The sequence below is a fragment of the Bdellovibrio svalbardensis genome (assembly GCF_029531655.1).
GTDB lineage: Bacteria > Bdellovibrionota > Bdellovibrionia > Bdellovibrionales > Bdellovibrionaceae > Bdellovibrio > Bdellovibrio svalbardensis.
The window spans coordinates 79,702-103,652 of record NZ_JANRMI010000007.1 but is presented as its reverse complement, the minus strand read 5'-3'; the positions used below and the strand labels follow the sequence as shown (position 1 = coordinate 103,652).

Below are 23,951 nucleotides of genomic sequence, written 5' to 3'. Positions count from 1 at the left end.
TATATGAAAGACAGTCTTCGTCGGGTCTTGGTTGTAGACGATGAATCCTCCATCCGTAAGCTTTTGCGCGTGAGTCTTGAGGCCAATGGGTATCATGTGGATGAGGCGGTGTCGGGGGCTGAAGGTTTGCAAATGGCAGCCACCTTGCGACCGGAAATTATTCTGCTCGATCTCGGATTGCCTGATAAATCAGGTCTGGATGTTCTGCATGAGATTCGTGAGTGGTCGCAGATTCCGATTATTGTGCTGACCGTTTTGGATTCTGAAAACGACAAAGTCACTGCGCTGGATGGTGGAGCAGACGACTATGTCACTAAGCCTTTCAGTGTGCCTGAGCTTTTAGTGCGCATGAGAGTGGCGATGAGGCATGCGAGTGGTTTGCAGCAGGATAAAAAGGATCTTAGCAGTGGACCACTTTCCGTTGATTTACCAGGGCATACCGTATTAGTTGACGGGGAAATGATAAAGCTGACAGCCACTGAGTTTGGTATTTTGAAAGTGTTAATTAAGCACAAAGGTAAAGTGGTGACTCATAGAATGATCTTGAACGAGGTCTGGGGTCCGAATGCGGTAGAACACACTCATTATCTGCGAGTGTACGTTGGAGCATTGAGGAAAAAGTTGAAAACTCGTGAGGATATTCCTGAATTGATTGTGACCGAAGCCGGGGTCGGATATCGCTTGTTAGATTTGGATTAAATGTCATCAGGGAGTGTGAAACTTGTCTCTTGTAAAATAGCCGTATTTCATACGGCTATTTTTTTTGCTGTTTTACTATTTCTCCAGCGGGCCTTTCGGAGATTCTAATTCTTCAAAATGGAAGCTTTAAGGTGTGCTACGCCATCATCGGCTGACTTACCAAGCCAGATAGAGAAGACCTTCTCGACAAATCCTGCATTGCCTTTGATAGAAGAAGTATTTCCTGATGTTGTCTCGTAGATGACTTCTTCGGAGCCATCTTTAAGTTTTGCACCTAAAATTGTTAATGTCTTTCCCTCTTTGGCTTCTCCACCTTGGGCGACGCTGTCCAGGAATTGTTTTACATTGCTATCATCAAGATTGATGTTGTTTGCTTTCAAGGCTTCTTTGAACGATTTTTGAACATTGTCTGCGTCCACATTTCTTAAGAAGTGCAGTTGAATAGCGATGACTTTTTGATCTTTCAGTGAACCCAATGCCTCGGTTTCTGATTTTTTGAATTTCTCTGGAGAAGAAGCAAAAAGTTCGCCTACATAAACTTTAACATTTACGAAGACTACTTTCTTTGCGCGCAGGCCGGCTCCGATGTGGGACAATTTAATGGATTCGCCTTCCACACTTGCTGTGCTGCCTGAGGATAGGGCGACTCCTTCTAGTTTGCCTTTACTTCCATCGTTAGTCAGAAGGGCCGCGGAGGCGTGTAGGCTCAAAAGAAGGCTGAAGAGGGAGACTAGAAAGTGTTTCATATGGAACCTTTTCCTTTGTTGGCTGTTCGTGGATGCAGAGTTGTCTTTATTAGGATTTGGGGCGAGCCTGGAAATGTCAATGATGAAAAGAATGGTTGGCAGGTTCGAGGTCGCGCAGTAAACTTTTTTAAGACTACATGAGTGAAAAGCAATCGGCCCCCTTATTTCGACAAAAATTGGAATTCTTGCTGTTGACTCAGCGGAATGATGTTTTGACTCGCGCCAAGGACGTCATTTCTCAATATTATCTGACCTTCAAGCATTTTCAAAATCTGGAGTCCTACCACGGTTCTTTGCGTGAGATTCACTTGGCGCAGATTGTCTTGGTCGCGCAGGAAGAGGGCGAGGCAGTCTCTAGCTTTTCAAATCGTGTGGAATACTTGCTTGAAAAGTTCCCTCGCTCTTCTTTGGTGACTGTTTTACGAGAGCCTTCATTGAAAGAAGAGATGGCGGTGACCCAGAGGGATCGAGTGATACCTTTGTCTGCGGCGGAATTTTTCACAACGTTGAAGTTTTCCTATATTTGTTTGTTAAAAACACGGTCGCAGTATTTTGAAATTTCACCCTCTGATTTATTTCCGATGTCGACCTTGCCTTTCACGGTCTCTGTTCGACTTCAACTTAATCAAAGATTTCTAGGCGTGGCATTTCGGGGTATGACTCTTTCTGAAAGCAAGTATCAACGTCTTTTAGCTGTCCCTAATATTTATTTTCAGGCCAAAGACGGTCCGGCATATTATAGTTATATCAATACTTACTTTGATGATTCCGGGGCCGCATTGAAGAAAAAGGCACGAGCGGCATTTTTAAGTGTGTGTTGTTTGTTTCTTGAGATGAATGATTATTTGCTGTTTGATCTCAAGTCGAGTTCTGAAGAACGGATTCAAAATTGCTATGAAAGACTTGTTCATCAAATCGAGGCTTTGTTGCCTTTGCTTCAAAATGACGAGAGTCTTTGGGATATCTTTAGGGAAAGTGCCAAGAACGATCTCTTTGCCGCAGTAAGGTCGCCTTGGGTTGGTGTTTATGCTGCAATGATATGCCTTAAGAGCGGGCAGGGTGATCCTTTAGTTGCCTTTTTGTCGGCGCTCTTTGCTGATGTGGGATTGTTCGATATTCAGGAAGAGATAGCTGTAAAATATCTTCGCGAAGGCGCTCGTGAGTTGAATGATGCTGAGATGCGAGAAGTCGCCAAGAATCCTATACTCTCTTTGAATCGTTGTTTGATAAAAAAGTTTCCTTTGAGTGAGTCTATTAAGGCCGTTGTTGTTACCATTCATGAACGTGCAGATGAGAAAGGCTATCCCAATCAAGTCCCGGCGGACAAGATCCCGCTTGAAAGCCATGTTATTCGCTTTGCGGGGCTGATCGATTTGGGAGTGAGGACCACTATGGCTGAAACTGGAGTGGGCTTTCGGTTTTTGAAAGAGAAAATCTGGGAGAAAGAGCAAACCCAACCAGGCAATTTCAGCCTGGAGTTCCTCAATGCTATCGCCGATAGCCTTATTTAGTTCCTATTATTCGCCTTTGACACTCATAGTAACAGAGAGAATCCTTTTGCTCCTTTTTGCTCCATTGCATTTAATAAGGAATTGCAAAAATGAAATAAGGAGATCGGTTAGATGCTTAAGAAGTCAGCATTAGTTTTGGCAGTATTGGCTTGTACATCCGTTGTTCAAGCTAAAGAGCTTACCAATCGTTTGGGTGTAGGTGTTAAAAGTCATGAAACTTTGGATCTTCCAGAGTTGGCAGTCGTGTACAATCCGACGAGAGATATTGCGGTGACAGGTGGTTTGGGTATCGACACTAAAAAAGATGCCTCCAAGTTTGCGGCTAATGCAGGGGTTCGTCGTATTGTTTTTAAAGAAGACAATATGAATTTCTACATGGGCGGAACCTTTGGTTTTGTAAATTACGAAGTTTCTGGTGCGACTTCGACGACTAAAGAATCAGGTATTGAACTTGATGCGGTCTTTGGTGGCGAGTTCTTCTTGCCTGGTTTGGATTCGTTGGGATTCACTTTTGAAGGTGGTGCCGGTGTGATCTCTACCAGCAATGTTCGTTTTAGAACAATCGCGGACAGTCCACTTCGTGCTGGTATTATTTTCTACTTCTAGTTTTAAAAGGAAATTTATAAATGAAAAAAGTTATTCATACAGACAATGCTCCTAAAGCCGTAGGCCCTTATTCTCAAGCTGTGAAGATGGGTGATTTTCTTTTCTGTTCTGGTCAAATTTCTATTGATCCGAAAACAAACGAAGTTTTCACCGGTGATATCAAGATTCAAACAGAAATGGTTATGAAAAATGTCGAGGCAGTTTTGGCTGCTGCGGATATGAATTTTTCAAACGTTATCAAGACAACCATCTTTATCACGAACATGGCAGACTTTGCCACGGTGAATGAAGTTTATGCGAAGTCATTCACGGCGGCTCCACCAGCACGTTCAACAGTAGCAGTTGCGGGATTGCCAAAAGGTGTGAATGTGGAGATCGAAGTCGTTGCTCATCGCTAAGAAGCTTCTTCGTTCGCGCACTTTTTGGCTTTTGTTCGCAGTTGGTTTAGTGGTGCTTTATCGCTTTATCAATGAATATCAAAGAGTCCAAAATGAACCGATGATTTCCTGGACAAAATCACAGTCCGCTGATTGCGCTGTGGTTTTGACCGGAGGTGCGGGAAGGGTGCGCGAAGGTTTTGATTTATTGGTAAATCAAAATGTTAAGAAGTTGGTGATTTCTGGTGTGTATGCAAATGCACGCCTGCGAGAAATTATGCCCCCGTGGCCCTATTATGGAAATCTCAATGAAAATGATGTTGTTTTGGATCGCAGATCAGAGACAACCTATGGAAACGCTCAGCAGAGTTTGCCCATTGTCGAAGCCCTCAAGTGCCGCGATATTCTGCTCGTGACTTCCCGAATTCATATGTACCGCTCCTATCGAACTTTTCGAGCCTCTTTCCCCGAGAACATTTATATTCAAAAACATCCCGTTGTAGGTGTGCGCTACGAGCCTTCTGTCTTGGAAATCAGCTTCGAAGCATTGAAGTCCTTATTTTATTCCCTTTGGGCCTACTAAAACCAGACCTTGGCTCAGCCAACAAAAGGACTTGATGGACCGATAAGTTCCCTAGGAAAAAGGGAAGAGGTTCATGGATTCTTTGCTTACGCAAATTGATTCCTTAGGTAGATTCGTCACCAAAAACGTGGAGTACACATTGCGTGTCCTCTTGATGGTCTACCTTTCTCTCCGTGCGACGATTTTAGATCGCACTCAGGGCCTGCGCCAGATATTCGGTGTTATTTCCGCACAGATTTATTTTACGGGATGGCAGGCATTGCCTCTGGTTTCGGTGCTGGCACTGGGGACGGGTGGCGTTCTGATTCTTCAATCGCTATCGAATTTAACAATGCTGGGTGGAACCCAGATGATTGGGAACTTCCTGCTTGTGATGGTCTTGCGCGAAGCAGGTCCACTTTTGGTGGCTCTTGTCGTTATCGCTCGATCCGGAACTGCCGTGGCATCAGAGCTCGGTACTATGCGGGCCAATCGAGAGATTGAAGCTTTGGAGAGCATGGGGATTAATCCCTTGAGCTTTATTGTTTTCCCTCGTGTGCTGGGGGGAGTGATCAGTGTTCTTTGCTTGGCATTTTATTTCAATTTCATGGCGCTTATTGGTGGATTTGCGATCACCAGACTTTTTCAAGATATGCCCTTTGCCTTCTATTCAGATTCATTAATGCGTGCCTTTACGAAGGATGATGTTTTCATCTTTCTTCTAAAGAACAGCTTCAGTGGAATGATCATCTTTGTGGTTTCTTGCTATCAGGGGCTTTCTGTGAAGAAGAGTCCGCATGAGGTTCCTCAGTTCACAACTCAGGCCGTGGTGAACAGTATTATCTTTGTAGTGATGTTTAATCTAATTGTGACAGCTTTGTTTTATCTCAATCAACTTCGGAATCTGGGGGTGGTCTAATGAAAATTGAAAGTCTAAAATTTGAGGGTGTTTCGTTCTCCCATGATGGACAAGACCCCGTGATTCAAAATGTAGAATTCGACTTTCCAATGAATGAAATTATTTGGGTAAAGGCTGAAGAGGGCGCAGGCAAAAGCTCATTGCTGCAAGTTTTGGGTGGATTGCAAATTCCCCAATCAGGACAGTATTTGATCAATGGCGAGAATGTTGTGGATATGTCGTTTGAAGAATTTTTGCCTTATCGTTTGGCCATTGGATATTCATTCGATTACGGTGGTTTGATCAATAATAGAACCTTGTATGATAATTTGATGTTGCCATTGCTCTATCATAAAGTTGTTTCGCAACAAGAAGCGAAAGAGCGTGTTGATGAAATGGTAAGCATTTTTGATATTGGTAAATTTATCAATGAGCGTCCCGCGCATGTTCCAGGTCGAATCAGAAAACTGACTTGTTTGATGAGATCTGTGGTTATGCGTCCCCAGGTTTTGTTGATGGATGATCCAAGTGTCGGTCTGGGGCAGGATAGCGTTTATACTTTTGTAGACTACCTTCATAAGCTGAGAAAAGAAGGTTCGTTGAATCACGTCTTCATTAGTTCTTATGATGAAAAATTCATGAATCTTATGAGCTATCAAATCATCCATCTGGATGAGGGGCAGTTGTACTTCCAAGCTGTAGACCCAGAGAAGCGAGTTGTTCACTTATGAGGCTTGCATGAGAAAAGTTAAATTCAATAAATACGAACGAGTTGCAGGCTTATTTGTCATGTGTGCCATCTTTGGGGTGGCGATAACGGCAGTCAGTGTGGCAATTAAGCAGGGCTGGTTTGAAACGAAGGTCTACTACTCCACGGTTTTTGAAAATGCCGACGGGATTCACCAGGGCACTGCAGTGCAAATGGCGGGTCTGCGTGCCGGAGCTGTTGATAGTGTCGATCTTGAGGCGAACAACAAGATCCGTGTCAGTTTTTATGTCTTGGGTAAGTTCCAGGATCGTATTCGTGAAGACAGCGGTATTCAGTTGATTCGTCCGTTCATCATCGGTGAACGGGTGATTGATGTGAGTGTGGGAAGTGAAGAGAGTCCCGTATTGGCGGCCAATAGTTTTGTGAAGTCCACGGAAACGACTGATTTCATGACACTAATGAGCGGCAAAAACCTGAATGCTTATCTGGGGAAACTGGGCGGCATTTTGGAAAATATGCAGATTCTAGTTGAAGCCTTTGCCGATAAGAAGCGTGCTGAAAGTATCGTTAGAATTTTCGACCGTATGGATCCTTTGGTGAAGAACCTGAATACAATGTCCATTGAGGTCATTAAGCTGTCCAAACAGGCAACCCATGATGATGGCGTTCAGAAGTTGGTTGGCAATCTTGCGGTCACAACAAATGAGATTAATAAGATTTTGCCTGAGTTGAATGAGGAAAATCCTCATTTGGCAAAAGACTTGGCTTCAATGACGGAAAATTTGGCTGTGATGACAAAGGCCTTGGGGCCTGCTGTAAAAGCGGTTGAGCCGGAGTTGCCAGGGGCCAGTGTGCGCCTTGTAGAAGCTTTGAATGAAACTGTTGTTGTGCTGAAAGCTATGCAGAAGAGCTTTTTCATGAAAAGCAATGTTCGCGAAGTTCAGGACGAGGAATCTTTGCGCCGCGTTCCTGCAAGTCACAAATAACTTCTTGAAACTAAAGATTGTAATACTATGATAAAGAGATGCTAGTTGGGCATCTCTTTCGTCATTTTATCTTCTCCAAGCGTGCTGGTGCTCTAGTTAAGCGCATCGCTTGGTTGTCTATGGGTGCCATTTCAATCAGCGTCACGGCGTTTTTGGTTGTTCTGTTTGTGATGAACGGAATGAATGCAAGTATCAAGTCGCGCATTGTGGGTTTAGAGCCTCATTTGTATGTGCAGATCCCTGGGGCTACAACGGCTCAGTCCTTGGAGAATCATCCAAGCTTTCAAAGACTGAAGGAAGATGAGGGCAATAAAGCCTATGTCTTCGAAACTCAAGACGTGATCATTCGCAGTCAGGATGGGCAATTCCGTGGAGGCATTGCTCGTGGTGTTTCCAAGGCCAGCCTAGAGCACTTTATTGAACAGCTACAGCTTTTGGATAAAAAGCCGTCCACCGCAAAGGGTGAATCACCAGCCTACTTTTGGGATCCTCAGGATATTCCGGATGAAGGCGAAGTTATTTTAGGGGTGGATCTAGCCCAGTCTCTGGGTGTGTTTGAAGGAGATTTTATAACAATAGTTTCTCCGTCGGGACTGCTGTTGCCTCCAGGGGAAACGCCGAAGTTTGAGAGAGTCAGAATCAAAAGAATTGTTACGACGAGTCTTGCTGACGTGGATACTCAGTATTTGTTCTATCAAAGAGGCAAGGCTTTAAAGTCACTTGATAGTCAGGGTCTTAAAAAAATTGGCATTGAGGCCTGGTTAGCGAAAGAATCCAAGCTGGATGAAATGAAAGAAAGCTTGCTGAAGTTCTCGGATGTTCAAGTGGAAACCTGGGAAGATCGTAATGGTGCTTTGCTGTATGCTTTGAAATTAGAGAAGCTGACGATTGGATTCTTCTTGGGGCTTGCAGGAATGATCGCAGCGAGCTCAATTCTGACGGTCTTAGCACTGTTACTTTCGCAAAAAAGAAGAGACATCGCCATTTTGAGAACTATTGGTTATTCAAGTAAGCAAACTGTTCGCACGTTTACGCAAATGGGTTGTATGCTTTCCGGGGTGGGTGTGTTAACGGGGACCATTTTGGGAACTGGCATCAGTCTTTATATTCAAAAAAATCCAATTAATTTTTTGCCTCAGCAAATTTACTATGATGCTTCGATTCCGGCCCTGGTGGATTGGCGTCTTGTGTTTGGTGTGATTGTGGTGAGTGCTTTGATTGCTTGGTTGGGGTCTTATATTCCGTCGAGAACTGCGGCGGAGGTTCAGCCTTCTGAGGCTTTGCGGATTAAGTAGTGTTTTGCTACTCCGTTGTCGTTGTTGTGTCCGGTTTATTTTTTTGTGTTATGGCTCCAACGGCAGTTCTGAGAGAGTACTCTCAGAACTCCTGGGTATTTTTTTATACGCTTACTTGGTAGTCGCGGAGTGCGTCTGTCAGTGAGGTTTTTAGGTCTGTACTTGGTTTTCTTTTGCCGATGATCAGTGCGCAGGGAACGCCGAATTCGCCGGCTGGGAATTTCTTCATTTGAGTGCCTGGGATGACCACGGAGTTCGCTGGGACACGGCCTTTGTATTCAACAGCTTTATTTTCTGAAACGTCGATGATTTTTGTGCTCGCAGTAATAGTAACGCCTGCGCCAAGTACGGCACCTTCTTCGATCACAGCGCCTTCAACAACGATACAGCGACTGCCGATAAAGACATTGTCTTCAACAATGACTGGTGACGCTTGGATTGGTTCGAGAACTCCACCGATGCCAACGCCTCCTGACAAGTGGACGTTCTTGCCAATTTGGGCGCAAGAACCCACTGTGGCCCAGGTGTCAACCATTGTGCCACTTCCTACGTAGGCTCCGATATTAACGTAAGAAGGCATTAGGATGGCGCCTTTTTCGATGAAGCAACCTTTACGTGCGACTGCTGGTGGAACCACGCGAACACCTTCTTCTTCGCTCCATTTTTTCAACGGGATCTTATCGAAGAATGACAGGTCGCCGGCTTCCATGACAGTCATTTGTTGAATGCGGAAATAAAGAAGGATGGCTTTTTTGATCCATTCATTGGTCACCCAGCCTTCGGCTGTTTTTTGAGCAACGCGCAGTTTGCCGGCATCCAAAGCTTCGATGGTTTCGAAGACATGTTTTAAATCATTGGTAGTTAGTTGTGCGATTGTTTTTCCGGCTTGGACATCAGCGAATAGTTGATTGACTTCGTTTTGCATAGATTCTCCTGACTCACTCTGAATCTGTCAGAGTAGGTTTAAAAAAACACTCCGACTTTGTCGGAGTAGGGGATTAATTGTTGTAAACTTTAAGAGCTTCCATGATGGCGGGAACATGGATGCGAATGATTTCTTCCGCGGATTGGCCTCGTTGAATTTCATAAGTTAATGTCGGACAGTTTCTCTCTAAGCCCGCATAAGTCCCCAAGCAGCCTGGCGTTGGATATCCGATGTCATCATCAATCTTGTATCCAGTGAGCTCCGCCAAGACATTTGCAAATTTGTAGCAGTCGCCATTCACATTCAGAATGGGGTGCCAAGAATGCAGGGAGAGAACTAATTGGGGTTTCTTATTTTCCAAGTAGGTCATTAAACCTTTATTCTCAGGCTCACTGCCTGCAGCAGGCCCCGGATGATAGCGAGGTGTTTTAACTTCCGGTGACCAATCCTTGGTAGGCAAATTGCGGTTGAGATCGACGCCATTGCCATTGCCACGCGTTTTGTAAATCACACCTTCGAAGTTAAACTGAGGAACCAAAGTGAGGTTCATCTTGTAGTCAAAGGAAGTCATGAAGTGCTTCAACAGCTCTTGAGCGGCAATCACACCTTCGATTTCATCACCGTGAACTCCACCTAGAATGAGGATTTCTGGTCCTCCGTTGGTAAACTCATAGGCAGTGACGGGGAGTCCTTTGGAAGTGTAGGTAAAGATCGAAGTTTTCATGACAAAGGTTCCTTCTTCGGTGATGATAGTGGTCTGCACTCCGGCTTTGACGGGTTGGTATACACTCCGGTTTCGCCGGGCTGGCTTACACTCCGGCTTCACCGGAGTAGAGTTTACGAGGATTTTGTGGAATACATCAATAATGAACTGCATTTGGGCCCTAAGAAAAAGAATTTAAAAAGTCTGACGGCGAACTATATGCGGCCTATTTATGTCTACGACCTTGATTTTATCCGCATGAGATTTGCTGCGATGTCGCAGGCGTTAAAAAATGTGCGTATTTTCTATGCAATGAAAGCGAACCCAAATCCAGAAGTTCTGCGTTGTTTGAAAGAAGCCGGATCCGGTGCCGATGTCGTGTCATTGGGGGAGATTAAAAGAGCCTTGGAAAATGGCTTTTCCCCAGCGGATATCGTCTATAGTGGCGTCGGTAAAACGCGCCATGAAATCACCGAGGCGCTGAAGCTTGATATTTACCAAATCAATGTGGAAAGCCTTCCGGAGTTAGAACGGATTGGTCAGATTGCCAAAGAGATGGGAAAAAAGGCAGCCATTGCTTTGCGCTTAAATCCCGACATCGATATTAAAACGCACCCTTATATTGCCACTGGTCTTCGTGATAATAAATTTGGCATGGAGCTTTCTTTGGTTCCAGAGCTGATTCGTTGTCTGAAGTCTTATGCTGGCTCCTTGGAGCTTGTGGGGGTGAGTCTTCATCTGGGATCGCAAATGCTTGAGTTTGAAGGTTATAAAGAAGCTCTGGAGCGCCTTAAGAAGGTTTTCATTGCTTTGCAAAAAGAGTTTTCTTCCTTACAGCGATTTGATTTCGGCGGCGGGCTGGGGATCTATTATGATCGCTTGGACTTGGCGAAAGAAGAAGCGATTCTTAAAGAGTATGCAGAGATTACCTTAAGTTCACTGCAAGAGCTAAATTGTGATCTACAGTCTGAGCCAGGCCGTTGGTTGTTGGGGCATGCTGGAGTTCTGTTAACTCAAGTCCAATATGTTAAGAAAACCAGTGAGAAGACTTTCGTAATTGTGGATGCGGGTATGAATCATTTGATCCGTCCATCCCTTTATGAGGCCGAACATTTGATTCTGCCTTTAGATAAAAAATCTGAAGAGGGAGTTTTTGATATTGTGGGTCCTATCTGTGAATCTTCTGATTTCTTTGCTAAAGACCGCAAGATTGCGAAAGTTAAAGAAGGTGATTTTCTGGCAGTGATGGATGCAGGGGCTTATGGTTACTCAATGGCGAGCTCATACAACCTGCAGGAGCTACCATTGGAAATTTGCATCTAAAATTTGTGTCTAAATATTTACGACCCGGAAGTCATCAGCCTTTACGGGTTTTAAAATGCGATGAGCCAGTTCGGTAAAATGTGCTGAGGCGTCTGTGGTTGTCACATCGACTTGGCGAGGTGTTGGATTCATTCGGCGCAGAAGTCTTCCCGCCATAAAATCTTCTTCTAACCAGTCCGCGATGGCTTCGCCAGAGTCAACCAGTTGAATGCTGGATCCAGTGACGCGTGCGATAGAGTTTTTCAAAATTGGATAGTGTGTGCATCCTAAAATCAAAGTGTCGATTTGATTTTGCATAAGGCTGCTTAAGTATCTAAAGACGATCAGGTTCGTGACGGGATCAGAATCCCATCCTTCTTCTGCAAGTGGAACAAACAAGGGACAAGCTTGATCGAAAACTTGAGCGTGGGGATTGAGACTATGAATTTGCTTTGTGTAGGCTTGGCTGTTGATCGTGGCTCTGGTGCCAAGGACGCCGATTCTTAATCCTTCAGAAACTTCCAAAGCTCTTTGTGAGCCAGGGCCTATGACGTTGTAAACAGGGAGTCCGGCGAACTCCCGCTCTGGCACCTGAGTCGAAGCCGAGTTGCAAGCAATGACGATGGCCTTCACGTTTTGGCTCTGAAGAAATTCAATATTTTGTTCAGAGTATCTACGAATCGTGTGAGGTGATTTCGATCCATAAGGCAGGCGTGCCGTATCCCCCAGGTAAAGAAAATTTTCCTGAGGGAACTGCAAGGCGAGCTCTTTCAAAACGGTGAGGCCGCCTATGCCTGAATCGAAAACTCCGATGGGTCTGCTGTCTTCGACAGCGGGCTGGGAATCTTCTTTGTTGTGGGATCGAGAATCTTTGTCAGCCATTTAATTAACTCTTTACTCCGTGTGCGCGAGATTCAGAGATACCATTGGCAGACATTTCCATAAAGAGGGCTTTCTCTTTAATTTCAGCAATGCTTGTTGCATTGATATAACTCATACCGCTGCGGATGCCGCCAGTGACTTCAAAAATCACGTCTTTAACGTGGCCTTTCACGTTCACTTGAGTTGATTCTCCCTCTGGAGCCATGCCTTCTGGAACGCCGCCGCGCCAAGAATCTTGGGCAGAGCGTGAGGCCATTCCACGGTAATGCTTTTTGCCGTTTTTAATTTCTCCCGGAGTTTCAATGGTTCCAGAAAGCATGCTGCCTAACATAACTGTACTGGCGCCTGCGGCAAAAGCTTTCACCATGTCTCCAGAGTTGCGAATGCCGCCATCGGCAATCACAGGAACGCCATAGCTAGCAGCGACTTCTGCGCACAGAGCAATAGCTGTTAACTGAGGAACTCCACATCCGGTGATGATTCGAGTCGTACACATAGAGCCAGGTCCGATGCCAACCTTGATCGCATCCGCTCCGGATTCAATCAAATCGCGAGCCGCATCTGGAGTTGCCATGTTGCCTGCGATCAACTCCACTTGGGGATAGTGATCTTTAAGCCATTTCATTGTTTCCATCATCTGCACAGAGTGACCGTGAGCGATGTCAATTGTGATGATGTTAACTCCCGCATCAACCAGGGCCTTTGAGCGTGACTTGAATTCTTCACCAACGCCGACACTGGCAGAGATATTTTTAACACCATTCTCTTTAAGGCGACGAGCCTGTGCCGCTTGATCTTCGATAGAAAGGAAGCGATGAAGGATGCCAAGACCACCCAGTTGGTTCATAGCAAATGCCATGTCATATTCGGTGACCATATCCATATTAGCGCTGACAATCGGTGTTTCGATGGAAACATTGCGAGTCAGTTTGGAGGTAAGTTGTGGGTCGCGACGTGAGCGAACGTCAGAGCGTGCCGGGATGATCAGTACGTCATCAAATGTCAGACCTTTTCCGCGGTTCTTAATTTCTGTCCAATTAAACATGAGAGTCATGTTTGCTTACCTCGCTTTGAAAAACATTAAACAAGAGCTGTGTTGAAATTAAAATCAAATAAGTATCGAGCAGACTTAGGAATAGACTCGCCAAAGGAGTCTTCCAAAGCAGGCGATAAGAATCGAAAAAGCTGGTTAAAATCAGCGGCAGAAAGAGATGAAAGCAGAATAAAATACCTAAAATCTTAAACCAATGTTTACGGAAGACATAACTTGAAGCCTGAAGGGCATCGATCTTTCCCGCTTCATATGATTCAGATGAAGTCACAACGAATGGAACTAGACTCAGCTCAAGATACTTCCATATCCCAGGTATAATGAAGAGCAAAGACCAGAGCAAAGTTTTGCCCCAGGCGCGCAATGACTCAATGAAGACCTGGTTTAAGAACTTTCCAAAGAAGGCCATCAGGCTTTCCCAGGGTTTTGTGTTTACCATGGCATAAAGCGCGGTCGTCGCCAGAAGCACTGGGAAAATCACACTGCTTACGATGGATAGAAAACCAAAGAAATAGACTTGGCCATTGGCACCCATGGGATTTTGCAGAGCTGTTTCGACTTGCATGTTAAGATACTGATCGATGTTGTTCGACACAACCACGAGGGCAAATAAAGGAAGAGCTGCTTTTTTAAAAACCTTCAGGTTTTCTGCAAAAAAATTCACTACATAAATAGACCCCAGAAGGCAAAGGTGAGTCAAGAAGACACTTGCCAACAAACAGATGTCTGAGTTCATGTTCTGCAGTCATAATTCAAGACTATGGCGTGGAAAATAATGGTTACCGGAGCAACAGGCATTGTGGGACGAGAAATCGTTCGAAGACTTCATCAAAGAGAGGTGGAGTTTGTTGCCGCCTGTCGTCAGGAAGGGGCATTCCCTGAGGATATTAAAAATATCTCTCTAGATTATGCGAATCCTGCGACTCTTGATCAGGCATTTCGAAACGTGGATGTCCTTTTCTTATTGATTCCTTTTGCTGATTCGATGCGCGAATGGGCTGAAAATGCCGTAGGCGCGGCGCGCCGAGCGGGGGTGAAGCTTATTGTCAGGACTTCCGCTCTAGGGGCTGACCCTGGGTCTCCGTATCTTTGGTTGCGCACTGAAGGTGAAATCAATCGTATGTTGAGCGAAAGTGGCGTTCCATCCGTTTTGATCAAGACCAATAGTTTTATGCAAAACTTTGATCGTCTTTATGGTGAGGCTCTTCGCCAAGGGGCCCTTTATCTTCCCGAAGGGGAAGGGCGCACATCCTTTGTCGATGTAGGAGATCTGGCCAATGTGGTTACGGAGATCCTCGTGAATCCTTTCAATCATTTGGGCCGAGAATACTCCATCACGGGTGGGCGAGCGCTGTCCAATGCCGAGGCCTTGTCGATTCTTTCAACTCGATGTGCCCGAAGAATTTCATATGTGCCAGTAACCGAAGAAATCACCAGAAAAGCTTTGAAAAAAATTGGCGCGTCTTCATGGTGGATTGAATTTGTTTTGAGTCGTCATCGATCTGTTCGTGACGGCGAAGGCGAAGAAGTTACAAACACCTTCCAAGAACTGACCGGATTGGAACCCAGAACCTTTGAGGACTACAGTGAAGAACTGGCGGAATCCTTGTTGGTTCGACCCGGTGGAGTGGATTTGCATTAAAGCATTCTTTGGGCGCAAATCTATTTCGTAAGATTGTTTTCCTGCATTCGAATCTATATTGCGTGCCCCGTCAGTTTTTTTCTCCCTAGTATTAGTGTGATCACCAAAATTACATTGAGGGGGCTCTATGAATTGGCTGTTTACTCAATTGAAGGCTCACCCTGAGCTGGCATTCTTTCTGACTATTGGGGTGGGTTATCTCATCGGTAAAATAAAAATCGGATATTTTCAATTAGGCTCGGTGACGGGAACCTTGTTGACGGGGGTTTTGGTTGGACAGTTGGGAATTGCGATTGGTGCCGATACCAAAGCGATTTTCTTTTTGATGTTCTTGTTTGCGGTTGGATACAAGGTAGGACCTCAATTCATCCAAGGTTTAAAGAAAGATGGTTTGCCCCAGGTTTTCTTTGCAATCTTCGTCTGTGTGGGCGGTTTGGCTGTTGCTTATATCGCAGCGAAAGTGATGGGCTATGATTTAGGTTACGCAACCGGCTTGTTGGCCGGAGCCTTGACTCAATCCGCGGTCATTGGGGTGGGGCAGGACACCATAAACAGTCTGCCCGATCTGTCGGCAGAGCTAAAGACTCAATATAACAACTCGATTCCAATAGCCTATGCGGTCACCTATATCATGGGGACGGTGGTGTTTGCCTGGTTCTTCTCAAGCTTTGGACCAAAAATCCTGGGTATTGATTTAGCAAAGGAATGCAAAGACTACGAAGCAAAGCTCGGTGCAAAAATGGATGATCCTGGAGTGATGCCGGCCATGCAGATGAATGCTCTGCGGACCTATAAAATTACCAATGGCAAATTTGCGAATCGAAAAGTGGCAGAGTTGGAGTCTTCTTTTGCACCTACGGCGGCCTTTGTCACTCGGATGCGCCATGAGGGAAAGGTGATTGATCCCAATGGCAATGTGGTGATTGTTCCTGGTGATATCGTGGTCGTGGGTTCTAAAAGCAAAGATCTTGTCGAGCATGAAAAGGAAATTGGTGAAGAGGTTTACGATCCTGAGTTGATGGATTTTAAGATTGAATTCTTAGATGTGGTTATGACCAATAAGGAATTCTTAGGTAAAACTCTCGGAGATATTGTTCAGGAAAAAGGCCATGACTTCCGCCGCAACGTTATGGTTCGAAAAATCACGCGTATTGGGCACGAACTGCCAATTCAGGCGAACTTAACAATCCAGGCGGGGGATGTATTAACTCTTGTGGGAAAATTGGAAGATGTTGAGCGTGTTGCCAAAACTGTCGGGACGCCGGATCGACGCACCGATATGTCGGATATGGTTTTTGTGGGGTTGGGTATTCTTCTCGGGGGACTTGTTGGGCTATTGTCCTTCAAGGTCAGCAATATTCCTTTGAGTCTTAGTACCAGTGGTGGTGCTTTGATTTCAGGACTTCTACTTTCCTATTGGCGTGCAACTCGTCCAACCTTTGGGGCTATTCCTGCGGCTGGATTATGGATTATGGATTCCATGGGCTTGTGTGCATTCGTAGCCATTGTCGGATTGATTTCAGGACCTGGCTTTATCGCTGGAATCAAGGCTGTCGGAATAAGTCTTTTGTTTGTGGGTATTGCCGTGACGTTCTTTACCTGTGCTATTGCCGTTCTTGGCGGGCGTTATTTGTTTAAATTTCATCCAGCCATCTTGTTTGGAGCTTGTGCCGGATCCATGACAACCACAGCTGCATTAGGTGCCATTCAAGAGAACGCAAAAAGTAAAGTTCCAGTTCTTGGATACACGATCACGTACGCAGTCGCCAATACCATAAAAACCATTTGGGGTGCCGTCATTGTCTTCTTGTTAGTTTAATTAGTTTAATAAACTTAAAAATAGGAGTTCGAAATGTCTGTTAAAAGTACGACGCTAAAAACACCACGCGCTATGCAAAAGAAATTAAGTAAACTCAGTCCTTTCGAGTTGAAAGATAATTTGATTTCATTGGCTGCGGATAGCGCCAAGGCCAGCACGCAGATTATGTTGAATGCAGGCCGGGGAAATCCCAATTGGATTGCAACGACTCCGCGGGAGGCCTTCTTTGCCCTGGGGCAGTTTGCGGTGACAGAGTCTCGACGCGTTTGGAGCGAACCAGGCTTGGGCGGGATGCCGCAGAAAGTTGGAATAGCCTCAAGGCTGAATGCCTATCTGGACAAAAACTCCAAAGTGCCTGGAGGGGATTTTCTTCGTGATGCGGTAAAATATGGCGTGAGCCATTTTAAGTTCAATGCAGATGCCTTTGTCTATGAATTGGTGGATGGTATCATTGGGGATCAGTACCCAACTCCAGACAGAATTTTGAAACACAATGAGCGCATTGTGCAAGCTTATCTCGATCAAGAGATGTGTGGTCATAAGCCACCTAAGGGACAATTTGATATCTTTGCTGTCGAAGGTGGAACGGCCGCAATGTGCTATATCTTTGATTCTTTGATGCAGAATAAAATTCTAAAAAAAGGTGATGGCATTGCCTTGGCGACACCGACCTTTACGCCTTATATCGAAATTCCCGAGTTGGAAAGATATAGCTTCAAGGTTTCGCATATTGATGCCAACGAGATGGACAAAGAAAGTGGTCGTCATACTTGGCAGTACACGGAAAAAGAAGTGAATAAGCTGCTCGATCCGAAGATCAAGGCCTTCTTCCTGGTGAACCCAAGCAATCCGCCTTCGGTGGCGGTTTCTCCGAAAATTATGAAAAAGATAGTCCAGATCGTGAAAACAAAACGGCCGGATCTGGTCATTATCACTGATGACGTCTATGGGACCTTTGTTCCTGGTTTTAGATCTCTGATGGCGGATCTTCCACAAAATACTATTGGGGTTTATTCTTATTCTAAATATTTCGGCTGTACGGGATGGCGTTTGGGCGTCGTTGCGATTCACGAGAAGAATATCTTTGACCAGCATCTGGTAAAACTTCCAAGCAAAGATAAGAAAGCTTTGAATGAACGATATGGCTCGTTAACTTTGGAACCGGAGAAAATCAAGTTTATCGATCGCATGGTGGCTGACAGCCGTCAGGTGGCCTTAAATCACACGGCCGGTCTGTCTTTGCCTCAGCAAGTTCAAATGACTTTGTTCTCGCTTTCGGCTTTAATGGATAAAGATGATAAATATAAAAAGTTAACTCAGAATATCGTCCAACGACGCTATAAGGCCCTGTGGGATGGTTTGGGTATTTCAATGCCAGCAGATCCATTGCGCGCAGGTTATTACTGTGAAATTGATGTGATGGTCTGGGCTGAGAAAATTCATGGACCAGAGTTTGCGAAATTCTTAAAGACGAATTATGAGCCTGTTGATTTGCTCTTCCGTTTGGCAGAGCAGACTTCAATCGTACTGATGGATGGTGGAGGCTTCGCCGGTCCAAAATGGTCCGTGCGCGTGTCTTTGGCCAACTTGGATGATACGGCCTATGCGAAGATCGGTAAGCAAATGGCTGAGGCCGCCGAGGGCTATGTCGAAGCTTGGCAGCGTTCAAAAGGAAAGAGTCATTAAGAATTATTTATTGAAGGTTGTTTAATCGCCCTAGTGACCATGTCAGTAGACTTGAAAGCTGTGCATCCAGATTGATGCGCGGCTTTTGAGCTACGCGGATCTCTAAACGTTCATAGTGTTCCGCTTCGGGGTCTGAGAACTTGCACAGTTCCACGCTCGATTTCATAGTGGTTAGGGGCTCGGGAGCGCAATTTAGATTTGTGACTCCATGAATCTGAATCTCTTTCTTGAGGCGAGCGAGAGTGCCTTGAGTGCTTGCAATGATTCGTTGCAAAGTTTCCCTTTTAAATTCCAGAGATTTTTGACGAGCTTCACGCAAACGCTTGAGGCTGCTTTTATCCGTAAGCAATGCCTCGAGGCTGGGAGCGGTCTCAACCAAAAATTGAATATCCAGGGCATGAGTCTCTGCTTCATCTAATCGCAGGAACTGAGAATAGACCTCTGGTGAGCTTTTATTTGATAAGAAAGTAAAACTGGCAAGAGACGGGAACCCTTTAAGAATGGCATTGTGTTCTTGGGCGTGGCGAATCTCGTGGGTCAGGGTGTCGCCCAACCCGCCTACGCGATAAGATAAAGCCGTAGTACTGAAAACCAGAGAATAGGTACTGGGCTCAAAGAAGCCCTGAATCGGTCCACTCCATAGTTGCAGAAAGGGATCGTAGATCAATTTAAGATCGCCAAGGGACTCATCTTGCAGGATTCCTTGAATGAACTCACCATTGAGCTCTGAGGCGTTTTCAACTGAAGTCAGGGTGTATAAGTTGTATGAGATTTTCTCGACATAACTTCCCTGAAACTCCATTTGTTCCCGTTTTACGGTCTGAATTGAAAATTTCACGCCGATGGAGTTGAAATAAGCTTCGCTGGCTTCGTGCATTCTCACGATCCACGGTTGCAGATCCTTGGCCGGAATGAGCCGGCCGCCATAACGAAGAACAAAGTCATAGAAATCTGCGCTGAGAGTGTTCAGGGGTTTCACCAGTTCCAGGGCATTGGGACCTGCTGCGGTGCTTTGTGATTCAGGTGGGGTGTTGGGGCGTTTGAAGTTCTTCGCTGATGCTCCCTGAGGGAGCCCTGCGAAGAGGATGAAAAGGAATGCCAAAAGCCCGTATCTAATACTGAAAGAAGATGCCATGGGCATGGTCTACCGGTAGGGGCAGGGCCAGCGCAAGGTCATTCTAAAAACCGAACCGAGACCTCTGAAAAGAGGTAAAAAAGTTCACAGTTTTCTCTATTTTCCTTCTCCCTGAAGGTTAAATATAAATCTCTCTGAGTAAAGATCCACGATGAGTTGTGCCTGGTGGGGTCCTGTTTGCTCCGGAGCGAAGGTGATGCCCACTTTGCATTTTTGCTTTGCCGGAAGAATTTCAGGGCAGTCGGAATCCAAGATGAAGCCGTTGCCTTGCAAAGAGATGCTTTGGATTTGCAAATCAAGTTCCTTTGCGCGCAGATTCCAATGCAAACTCGTGGATGTTCCCACCGGAACCACGCCAAAGTTTTGAGTGAGGTTTATGTCCTTTTGGGCTTCAACGGGATTCTGTTGAGCGAAAGTGGCGGTGCTAAAGGTGATTATGAATAATGCTGCCCAAAGAATGTTTCTCATGGACTTAGTATTGCCAGGAGAATTCCACAGGGCAACAGTTCTTTCCTGTTTCAGCCTTTAGGTTTTAAAAATTTTTTGATATGTGCGGTAAGCTGTTTTTAAATTGGCTTCGATATCTTTAGAGATCACTTTTTTCTTGCCGAAATGATTTTCCAAAACTTCAAGGTCATGAACTCTTCCAAGGCTTTTTTGCAGAAGACGAAGTTGAACGCTTTTGGCGCCGAGCAGCTCCATACGATAAATTGTTTTTTTCGCATCGATACGAATTTGATGTTGTTTTTCTTTCTTCTTTGGAAGCCTCTTAGGCCATTTTTTAAGAGCTTTCTTGAGCGTGGATCTAAGTTCCTTGTAATTGATGGAAGGGAGGGGCTCAGCACCGTTTATGAGTTTTCGGAGGTCTCTATTCAAAACGGGGAGGAATTCTCGTTCAATGGAATCTTGAAGTTTGCGTGCTTTTCTGGATCGTTTTCCTGGCAATTTGGAGTCGCTCAGGTTGTAGTATGCGGCATCCTTGATGAGAACATCGATTTCCCTGAGTGCGCCCAATTCTTTGCCAAAAAGAGCTGCTTTTTTCTGAACACCAGAAGGGAGATCTATATTGGTTTCTTGCTTAATGATCCAAAAAATGGATCGAATTCTTCGATTTAGAATTCGCAGTTGGTGAATATTTTGGGGGGTGGGATGACGAACGGACTCCTTGCATTTTTGAGTAAATTCTTTAAAACGCTGTCTGCAAGTAGTCGCAAATTTTTCCATCTATAGGTCGTAGCGCGAATTGGGTCTGTTGAGTATTTCAAAGCGGAGGGGTTGTTTCAAATCAAGCTCCGCGCAGAGGGTTTTGAATTGCCATCCAGCAATAGTAATGAAGCAGAGGAAAAATAAAGGGCACCTGTAAAATGCCTGGTCAGCTCTTTTTTCTTATATTCGAATCTAATAACTTTTAGCTCTGGCATAGGCGTCGCATATTGTTCGTGGTTTGAATAAGAATAAGGTGAATTGCTATGGTTCAACGAGCGTTAAACATGTTATTGAATGGTGTTTTGGTGACTGGATTGGTCTGGTCTTTTCCTCAATCTGCCCAGGCGGCGAATGAAATTTCTCCAGTTTTGGTTGGAAACAATAGCCTGTACTCAAAGACAATTGAGTATTCTAATCTCGAGAGCAGTTTGGTGAAACTAGGTCTTATTAGCTCAATTATTATCTTTGCAAGTGAAAATGAAATGCTCTCCTTTGTGCAACGAAATGACGGTCGCGTGGCTGATCAAGCTGCGGATGTTGGGGAGTTCTTTGGCTCTCGAAAAATGGTTCCCGTCTTGGGGATGGCCTATGTTCTTGGTGTGGTTGTCGATCAGAGTGGGGTTTCCCGTGTTGCAAAGATCGCGTTTAAGGCCGGTCTGATTAATTTTTTAATTAACGATTCACTGAAGTTAACCTTCCGCCGTGCTCTTCCAAGCGAAACAAATGATCCATTTAAGGTATCAGAGTATGATGAAGCTCCGCGAATGGGGATGCCTTCCGGCCATGCCTCCTTTGCGTTTGCTTTAGCAACAGCCATCGCTGAGACTTCCCGCGAAGAACAGTCCTCAAATATTATTCCAGTTCTTGCTTATGGTGCAGCCACGTTGACGGCCTGGTCTCGGGTCTATCAGAATCAGCATTGGGTTTCGGACGTTTTAATCGGAGCGATCGTTGGTCATTTTTCAGCAAAGCTGGCAATGGATGAAGAGAAACAACAAGAAGGCCGAGTTCAGGTTAATATCTATCCTTATTTTGGAAGAAATGCCGCGGGCTTGGTTTTATCAGTGACCGAGCGATCCCCGCAGCAACGGACTTGCCAACCTGAAGAAGAGGGGACCCCGGCCTGCTTTAGGAAAGCCTTCGCTAAGCACCTCCCGCAAAATTGAAGAATATTTTTTTGCTTGGGAAGGGTGCCCTTTGCTCAAGCAATATTGATCTGATGTTGGTGAGCTATCTGGCGTCTTAAAAACTACGGATGACACCGAGTTGCTGGCTGTGTATCTTTTGAGGTATGACGAGTCGGTCCTTAAAAACATTTGCGCCGCTATTTCTATATCTACTTTGGGCAGTTCTTCGTTTTTCGTTGATGCTGAAAATTCGTCGAATAGTTTTTCAAGGATTCGAACTTGGCGCCGCAGAGCGAATTTTATTTAGTCATTTATTAATCGTTTTAGAAGCTGCTATTTTAGTCCTGCCTTATCTGTTCCTGAAGAAACTAAATTGGATTGATGGATTTCATGTGCTAGGAAATACGCGCCAGTCAGTAAGGCGTGGCACCCTATATGGACTCTTGTTATTTGTTACAGTTGTTCCTGTCGCTCTTTATTTCGGAATGAGATTCTCGTTTCAGTTTTCACTTCCAGGTGTTGTGGGAAATTTGTTTTCAAATGGTGCGGAAGAAGTTATCTATCGCGGAATACTTTTTTCAGCTGCGCTTTCACTATTTAGAAAACCATGGTTGGCTGTTGCGGCGTCAGCGTTCGCATTTGGATTTGGGCACTGGGATTTTCCTTATCTATTTCAAGCATACATTGTGGCAGTGGGTTTTGTTTTAGGATGGTTATATCTACGAACCAAGAGCCTACTTGCGCCATATATTGCTCACATGATCGCTGATATTCTCGCGGATTCATTCTTTCATTAAGTTGAGGCGGGATGCGATGCAACACCGGCGCCGCAAGTAACGAATTTTGGTTGATTTGCTGAAGGATGAGACTTCGGAGAAGCGAAGAAAGAAAGCCTTACCGTACTAAACCCCACTGCTCAAAAAGCAGTGGGGTTGTTTTTTATTCTTGAATCAACTCGGTGATTTTACAGGAAGTTGAAATCTCGTGGTACTGCTCTGGTGAAGGAGCTTCAAAATGAAAAAATGGATGGCTTTCATTTTTGAGATGGGGATGCGTCAGATTGAGTTCATAGTGTGGTGTGTAGGGGCCATTAACAGTGCTGTTCAATTTAAAGTTGGCAGTTTCGGAACTGCGGTTTTCAAGTGATTTCGGAAGGGAGTAGCAGTCTATTTGGAACAGCTCAGAGTTCTTGAATGCTTCGGGACCCGCGATGTTGCAGCTCGCAAACTGTAAGGTCTTTGCCGTAATGTTGAATTCGGTTTCAGGGACAGGCTCGCAATCGTATTGGTATGAGCCACGCATGCAGGAAACTTCAGATCCTGCAGCATTAAGGTTCAGCTCATAGGCAGAAGCTCCTCTGGTAATTGTTCCAGTAAGGATGGCATCAAATCTTCCTTCCTCCGAATAATGCGATGTCTCGCACTGGAACTGAGCCTTTTCAAATTTGGCCATCGCGAGCTGAGGACTTACTAGCAGTGCGGTCATTAAAGAAACAATTACTTTATTCATAGAGTTCTCCTTTGGTTTGGTTGGTTTGAAAAGTCATATTAGGTTCGCATTTGTAATTTACCTGGACTGGTTTTAGAGATGAGCAAGACAGCTCCCCCAAATCGCCATTCCTCTTTTTGATATTTATAATTTCACTGGCAACGGCCACATACAGCGGCGTTAAGCTGGCTTCAATCTTTTGAACAATATCGAGTGGCTTGTTCGTTCGCACTAATCCCATACCGTATCCATAGCGGCACATTTCATTTTTATAGGTTTCATAGATCCATGGGGCGTCGGAAGTTTGGAGTTTTGAGTTTGCTCTTTTCCAGATTTTCCACAAAGCGGCTAAAAGACTGGTGCGATCTTCGCCAACAGAACAGTGTACATAAGTTGCTTTCTCGGCTGCATAATTCTGTTCTAAGATGAGTAGTGCTGTTTTGATCATTTCGCAGGCTGGTTCAAAGTTATTCTGTGGATTCCAAGACATCGGGATATGACTGAGGTCGGTAGATTGCCAGCCCAGGGCTTCTAATTTCGCTTTTTCAATTTCCACTTCGTTGTTTCGTGAAAGCTTGAAAATAAGAATATGCTGA

Annotated in this window: 26 protein-coding genes; 15 read left to right on the top strand and 11 right to left on the bottom strand. The window is 45.0% G+C overall.

Going from position 1 to position 23,951, the window contains the following annotated elements; translation table 11 throughout:
- Positions 1–3 precede the first annotated feature (3 nt).
- On the top strand, positions 4–699 hold the full coding sequence (locus NWE73_RS18030) for a response regulator (protein WP_277579763.1): 696 nt from the start codon (positions 4–6) through the stop codon (positions 697–699).
- 104 nt (positions 700–803) lie between these two features.
- On the opposite strand, the gene NWE73_RS18025 is transcribed toward NWE73_RS18030, so the two are convergent.
- Positions 804–1,445: a chalcone isomerase family protein gene (locus NWE73_RS18025; protein ID WP_277579762.1), complete on the bottom strand. Its 642-nt coding sequence runs from the start codon at positions 1,443–1,445 to the stop codon at positions 804–806.
- A 137-nt stretch (positions 1,446–1,582) separates the two neighbouring features.
- On the opposite strand from NWE73_RS18025, the gene NWE73_RS18020 reads away from it, so the two are divergent.
- The 8 genes from NWE73_RS18020 (at position 1,583) to NWE73_RS17985 (ending at position 8,389) form a co-directional block, all read left to right on the top strand.
- Positions 1,583–2,956: an HD domain-containing phosphohydrolase gene (locus NWE73_RS18020; RefSeq protein ID WP_277579761.1), complete on the top strand. Its 1,374-nt coding sequence runs from the start codon at positions 1,583–1,585 to the stop codon at positions 2,954–2,956.
- A 111-nt stretch (positions 2,957–3,067) separates the two neighbouring features.
- Entirely contained in the window at positions 3,068–3,562 is a 495-nt protein-coding gene (locus tag NWE73_RS18015; protein ID WP_277579760.1) for an organic solvent tolerance protein, read from the top strand.
- 20 nt (positions 3,563–3,582) lie between these two features.
- Positions 3,583–3,960 carry a RidA family protein gene (locus NWE73_RS18010; RefSeq protein ID WP_277579759.1) on the top strand — a complete coding sequence of 126 codons (378 nt, stop codon included), beginning with the start codon at positions 3,583–3,585 and terminating at the stop codon, positions 3,958–3,960.
- Positions 3,929–4,522 carry a YdcF family protein gene (locus NWE73_RS18005; RefSeq protein ID WP_277579758.1) on the top strand — a complete coding sequence of 198 codons (594 nt, stop codon included), beginning with the start codon at positions 3,929–3,931 and terminating at the stop codon, positions 4,520–4,522. The genes NWE73_RS18010 and NWE73_RS18005 overlap by 32 nt, the downstream gene beginning before the upstream one ends.
- Before the next feature lie 73 nt (positions 4,523–4,595).
- Positions 4,596–5,420 carry an MlaE family ABC transporter permease gene (locus NWE73_RS18000; protein WP_277579757.1) on the top strand — a complete coding sequence of 275 codons (825 nt, stop codon included), beginning with the start codon at positions 4,596–4,598 and terminating at the stop codon, positions 5,418–5,420.
- Positions 5,420–6,130 carry a cell division ATP-binding protein FtsE gene (locus NWE73_RS17995; protein ID WP_277579756.1) on the top strand — a complete coding sequence of 237 codons (711 nt, stop codon included), beginning with the start codon at positions 5,420–5,422 and terminating at the stop codon, positions 6,128–6,130. The genes NWE73_RS18000 and NWE73_RS17995 overlap by 1 nt, the downstream gene beginning before the upstream one ends.
- Before the next feature lie 7 nt (positions 6,131–6,137).
- The gene (locus NWE73_RS17990) at positions 6,138–7,094 is read left to right on the top strand and encodes an MlaD family protein (RefSeq protein ID WP_277579755.1); all 957 of its coding nucleotides are present in this window, start codon (positions 6,138–6,140) and stop codon (positions 7,092–7,094) included.
- Positions 7,095–7,132: 38 nt separating this feature from the next.
- Complete coding sequence (locus tag NWE73_RS17985; protein WP_277579754.1) at positions 7,133–8,389, top strand: FtsX-like permease family protein; 1,257 nt, start codon at positions 7,133–7,135, stop codon at positions 8,387–8,389.
- Between the two features lie 103 nt (positions 8,390–8,492).
- Here the strand turns inward: NWE73_RS17985 and NWE73_RS17980 are convergent, their stop codons facing one another.
- Both NWE73_RS17980 and NWE73_RS17975 read right to left on the bottom strand, forming a co-directional pair.
- The gene (locus tag NWE73_RS17980; RefSeq protein WP_277579753.1) at positions 8,493–9,314 is read right to left on the bottom strand and encodes a 2,3,4,5-tetrahydropyridine-2,6-dicarboxylate N-succinyltransferase; all 822 of its coding nucleotides are present in this window, start codon (positions 9,312–9,314) and stop codon (positions 8,493–8,495) included.
- A gap of 73 nt (positions 9,315–9,387) precedes the next feature.
- The gene (locus tag NWE73_RS17975; protein ID WP_277579752.1) at positions 9,388–10,077 is read right to left on the bottom strand and encodes a M14 family zinc carboxypeptidase; all 690 of its coding nucleotides are present in this window, start codon (positions 10,075–10,077) and stop codon (positions 9,388–9,390) included.
- Positions 10,078–10,164: 87 nt separating this feature from the next.
- Here NWE73_RS17975 and lysA point away from each other — a divergent pair, with 87 nt between their 5' ends.
- A complete protein-coding gene (gene lysA, locus NWE73_RS17970; protein ID WP_277579751.1) occupies positions 10,165–11,340 on the top strand; it encodes a diaminopimelate decarboxylase in 1,176 nt (391 codons plus the stop codon).
- Positions 11,341–11,349: 9 nt separating this feature from the next.
- Here the strand turns inward: lysA and murI are convergent, their stop codons facing one another.
- From murI to NWE73_RS17955, 3 genes are read right to left on the bottom strand one after another with little or no spacing between them, the layout of a single operon-like run.
- On the bottom strand, positions 11,350–12,201 hold the full coding sequence (murI, locus tag NWE73_RS17965) for a glutamate racemase (RefSeq protein ID WP_277579750.1): 852 nt from the start codon (positions 12,199–12,201) through the stop codon (positions 11,350–11,352).
- A 4-nt stretch (positions 12,202–12,205) separates the two neighbouring features.
- A complete protein-coding gene (locus NWE73_RS17960; RefSeq protein ID WP_277579749.1) occupies positions 12,206–13,246 on the bottom strand; it encodes a guanosine monophosphate reductase in 1,041 nt (346 codons plus the stop codon).
- Entirely contained in the window at positions 13,239–13,988 is a 750-nt protein-coding gene (locus NWE73_RS17955) for a DUF975 family protein (RefSeq protein WP_277579748.1), read from the bottom strand. The genes NWE73_RS17960 and NWE73_RS17955 overlap by 8 nt, the downstream gene beginning before the upstream one ends.
- Before the next feature lie 24 nt (positions 13,989–14,012).
- On the opposite strand from NWE73_RS17955, the gene NWE73_RS17950 reads away from it, so the two are divergent.
- The 3 genes from NWE73_RS17950 to NWE73_RS17940 all read left to right on the top strand — a co-directional run bounded on the left by NWE73_RS17950 (position 14,013) and on the right by NWE73_RS17940 (position 18,399).
- Positions 14,013–14,894, top strand: a complete 882-nt coding sequence (locus tag NWE73_RS17950; RefSeq protein WP_277579747.1) for an SDR family oxidoreductase — start codon at positions 14,013–14,015, stop codon at positions 14,892–14,894.
- Between the two features lie 127 nt (positions 14,895–15,021).
- Complete coding sequence (gene aspT / locus NWE73_RS17945) at positions 15,022–16,713, top strand: aspartate-alanine antiporter (protein ID WP_277579746.1); 1,692 nt, start codon at positions 15,022–15,024, stop codon at positions 16,711–16,713.
- Between the two features lie 33 nt (positions 16,714–16,746).
- Positions 16,747–18,399, top strand: a complete 1,653-nt coding sequence (locus NWE73_RS17940; protein ID WP_277579745.1) for a bifunctional aspartate transaminase/aspartate 4-decarboxylase — start codon at positions 16,747–16,749, stop codon at positions 18,397–18,399.
- A 7-nt stretch (positions 18,400–18,406) separates the two neighbouring features.
- On the opposite strand, the gene NWE73_RS17935 is transcribed toward NWE73_RS17940, so the two are convergent.
- The 3 genes from NWE73_RS17935 to NWE73_RS17925 form a co-directional block, all read right to left on the bottom strand.
- A complete protein-coding gene (locus NWE73_RS17935; protein WP_277579744.1) occupies positions 18,407–19,534 on the bottom strand; it encodes a hypothetical protein in 1,128 nt (375 codons plus the stop codon).
- A 96-nt stretch (positions 19,535–19,630) separates the two neighbouring features.
- Positions 19,631–20,002: a hypothetical protein gene (locus NWE73_RS17930; protein WP_277579743.1), complete on the bottom strand. Its 372-nt coding sequence runs from the start codon at positions 20,000–20,002 to the stop codon at positions 19,631–19,633.
- A gap of 57 nt (positions 20,003–20,059) precedes the next feature.
- Positions 20,060–20,758, bottom strand: coding sequence for a CHAD domain-containing protein (locus NWE73_RS17925; protein ID WP_277579742.1), 699 nt, complete (start codon positions 20,756–20,758; stop codon positions 20,060–20,062).
- 245 nt (positions 20,759–21,003) lie between these two features.
- Between NWE73_RS17925 and NWE73_RS17920 the strand changes: the two genes are divergently transcribed.
- Together NWE73_RS17920 and NWE73_RS17915 are read left to right on the top strand one after the other, a co-directional pair.
- Positions 21,004–21,906: a phosphatase PAP2 family protein gene (locus tag NWE73_RS17920; protein WP_277579741.1), complete on the top strand. Its 903-nt coding sequence runs from the start codon at positions 21,004–21,006 to the stop codon at positions 21,904–21,906.
- A gap of 200 nt (positions 21,907–22,106) precedes the next feature.
- Positions 22,107–22,664: a CPBP family intramembrane glutamic endopeptidase gene (locus NWE73_RS17915; RefSeq protein WP_277579740.1), complete on the top strand. Its 558-nt coding sequence runs from the start codon at positions 22,107–22,109 to the stop codon at positions 22,662–22,664.
- Between the two features lie 142 nt (positions 22,665–22,806).
- On the opposite strand, the gene NWE73_RS17910 is transcribed toward NWE73_RS17915, so the two are convergent.
- Positions 22,807–23,376 carry a hypothetical protein gene (locus tag NWE73_RS17910; RefSeq protein WP_277579739.1) on the bottom strand — a complete coding sequence of 190 codons (570 nt, stop codon included), beginning with the start codon at positions 23,374–23,376 and terminating at the stop codon, positions 22,807–22,809.
- On the bottom strand, positions 23,369–23,911 hold the full coding sequence (locus NWE73_RS17905; protein ID WP_277579738.1) for a protein-tyrosine phosphatase family protein: 543 nt from the start codon (positions 23,909–23,911) through the stop codon (positions 23,369–23,371). The genes NWE73_RS17910 and NWE73_RS17905 overlap by 8 nt, the downstream gene beginning before the upstream one ends.
- Positions 23,912–23,951: the final 40 nt, after the last annotated feature.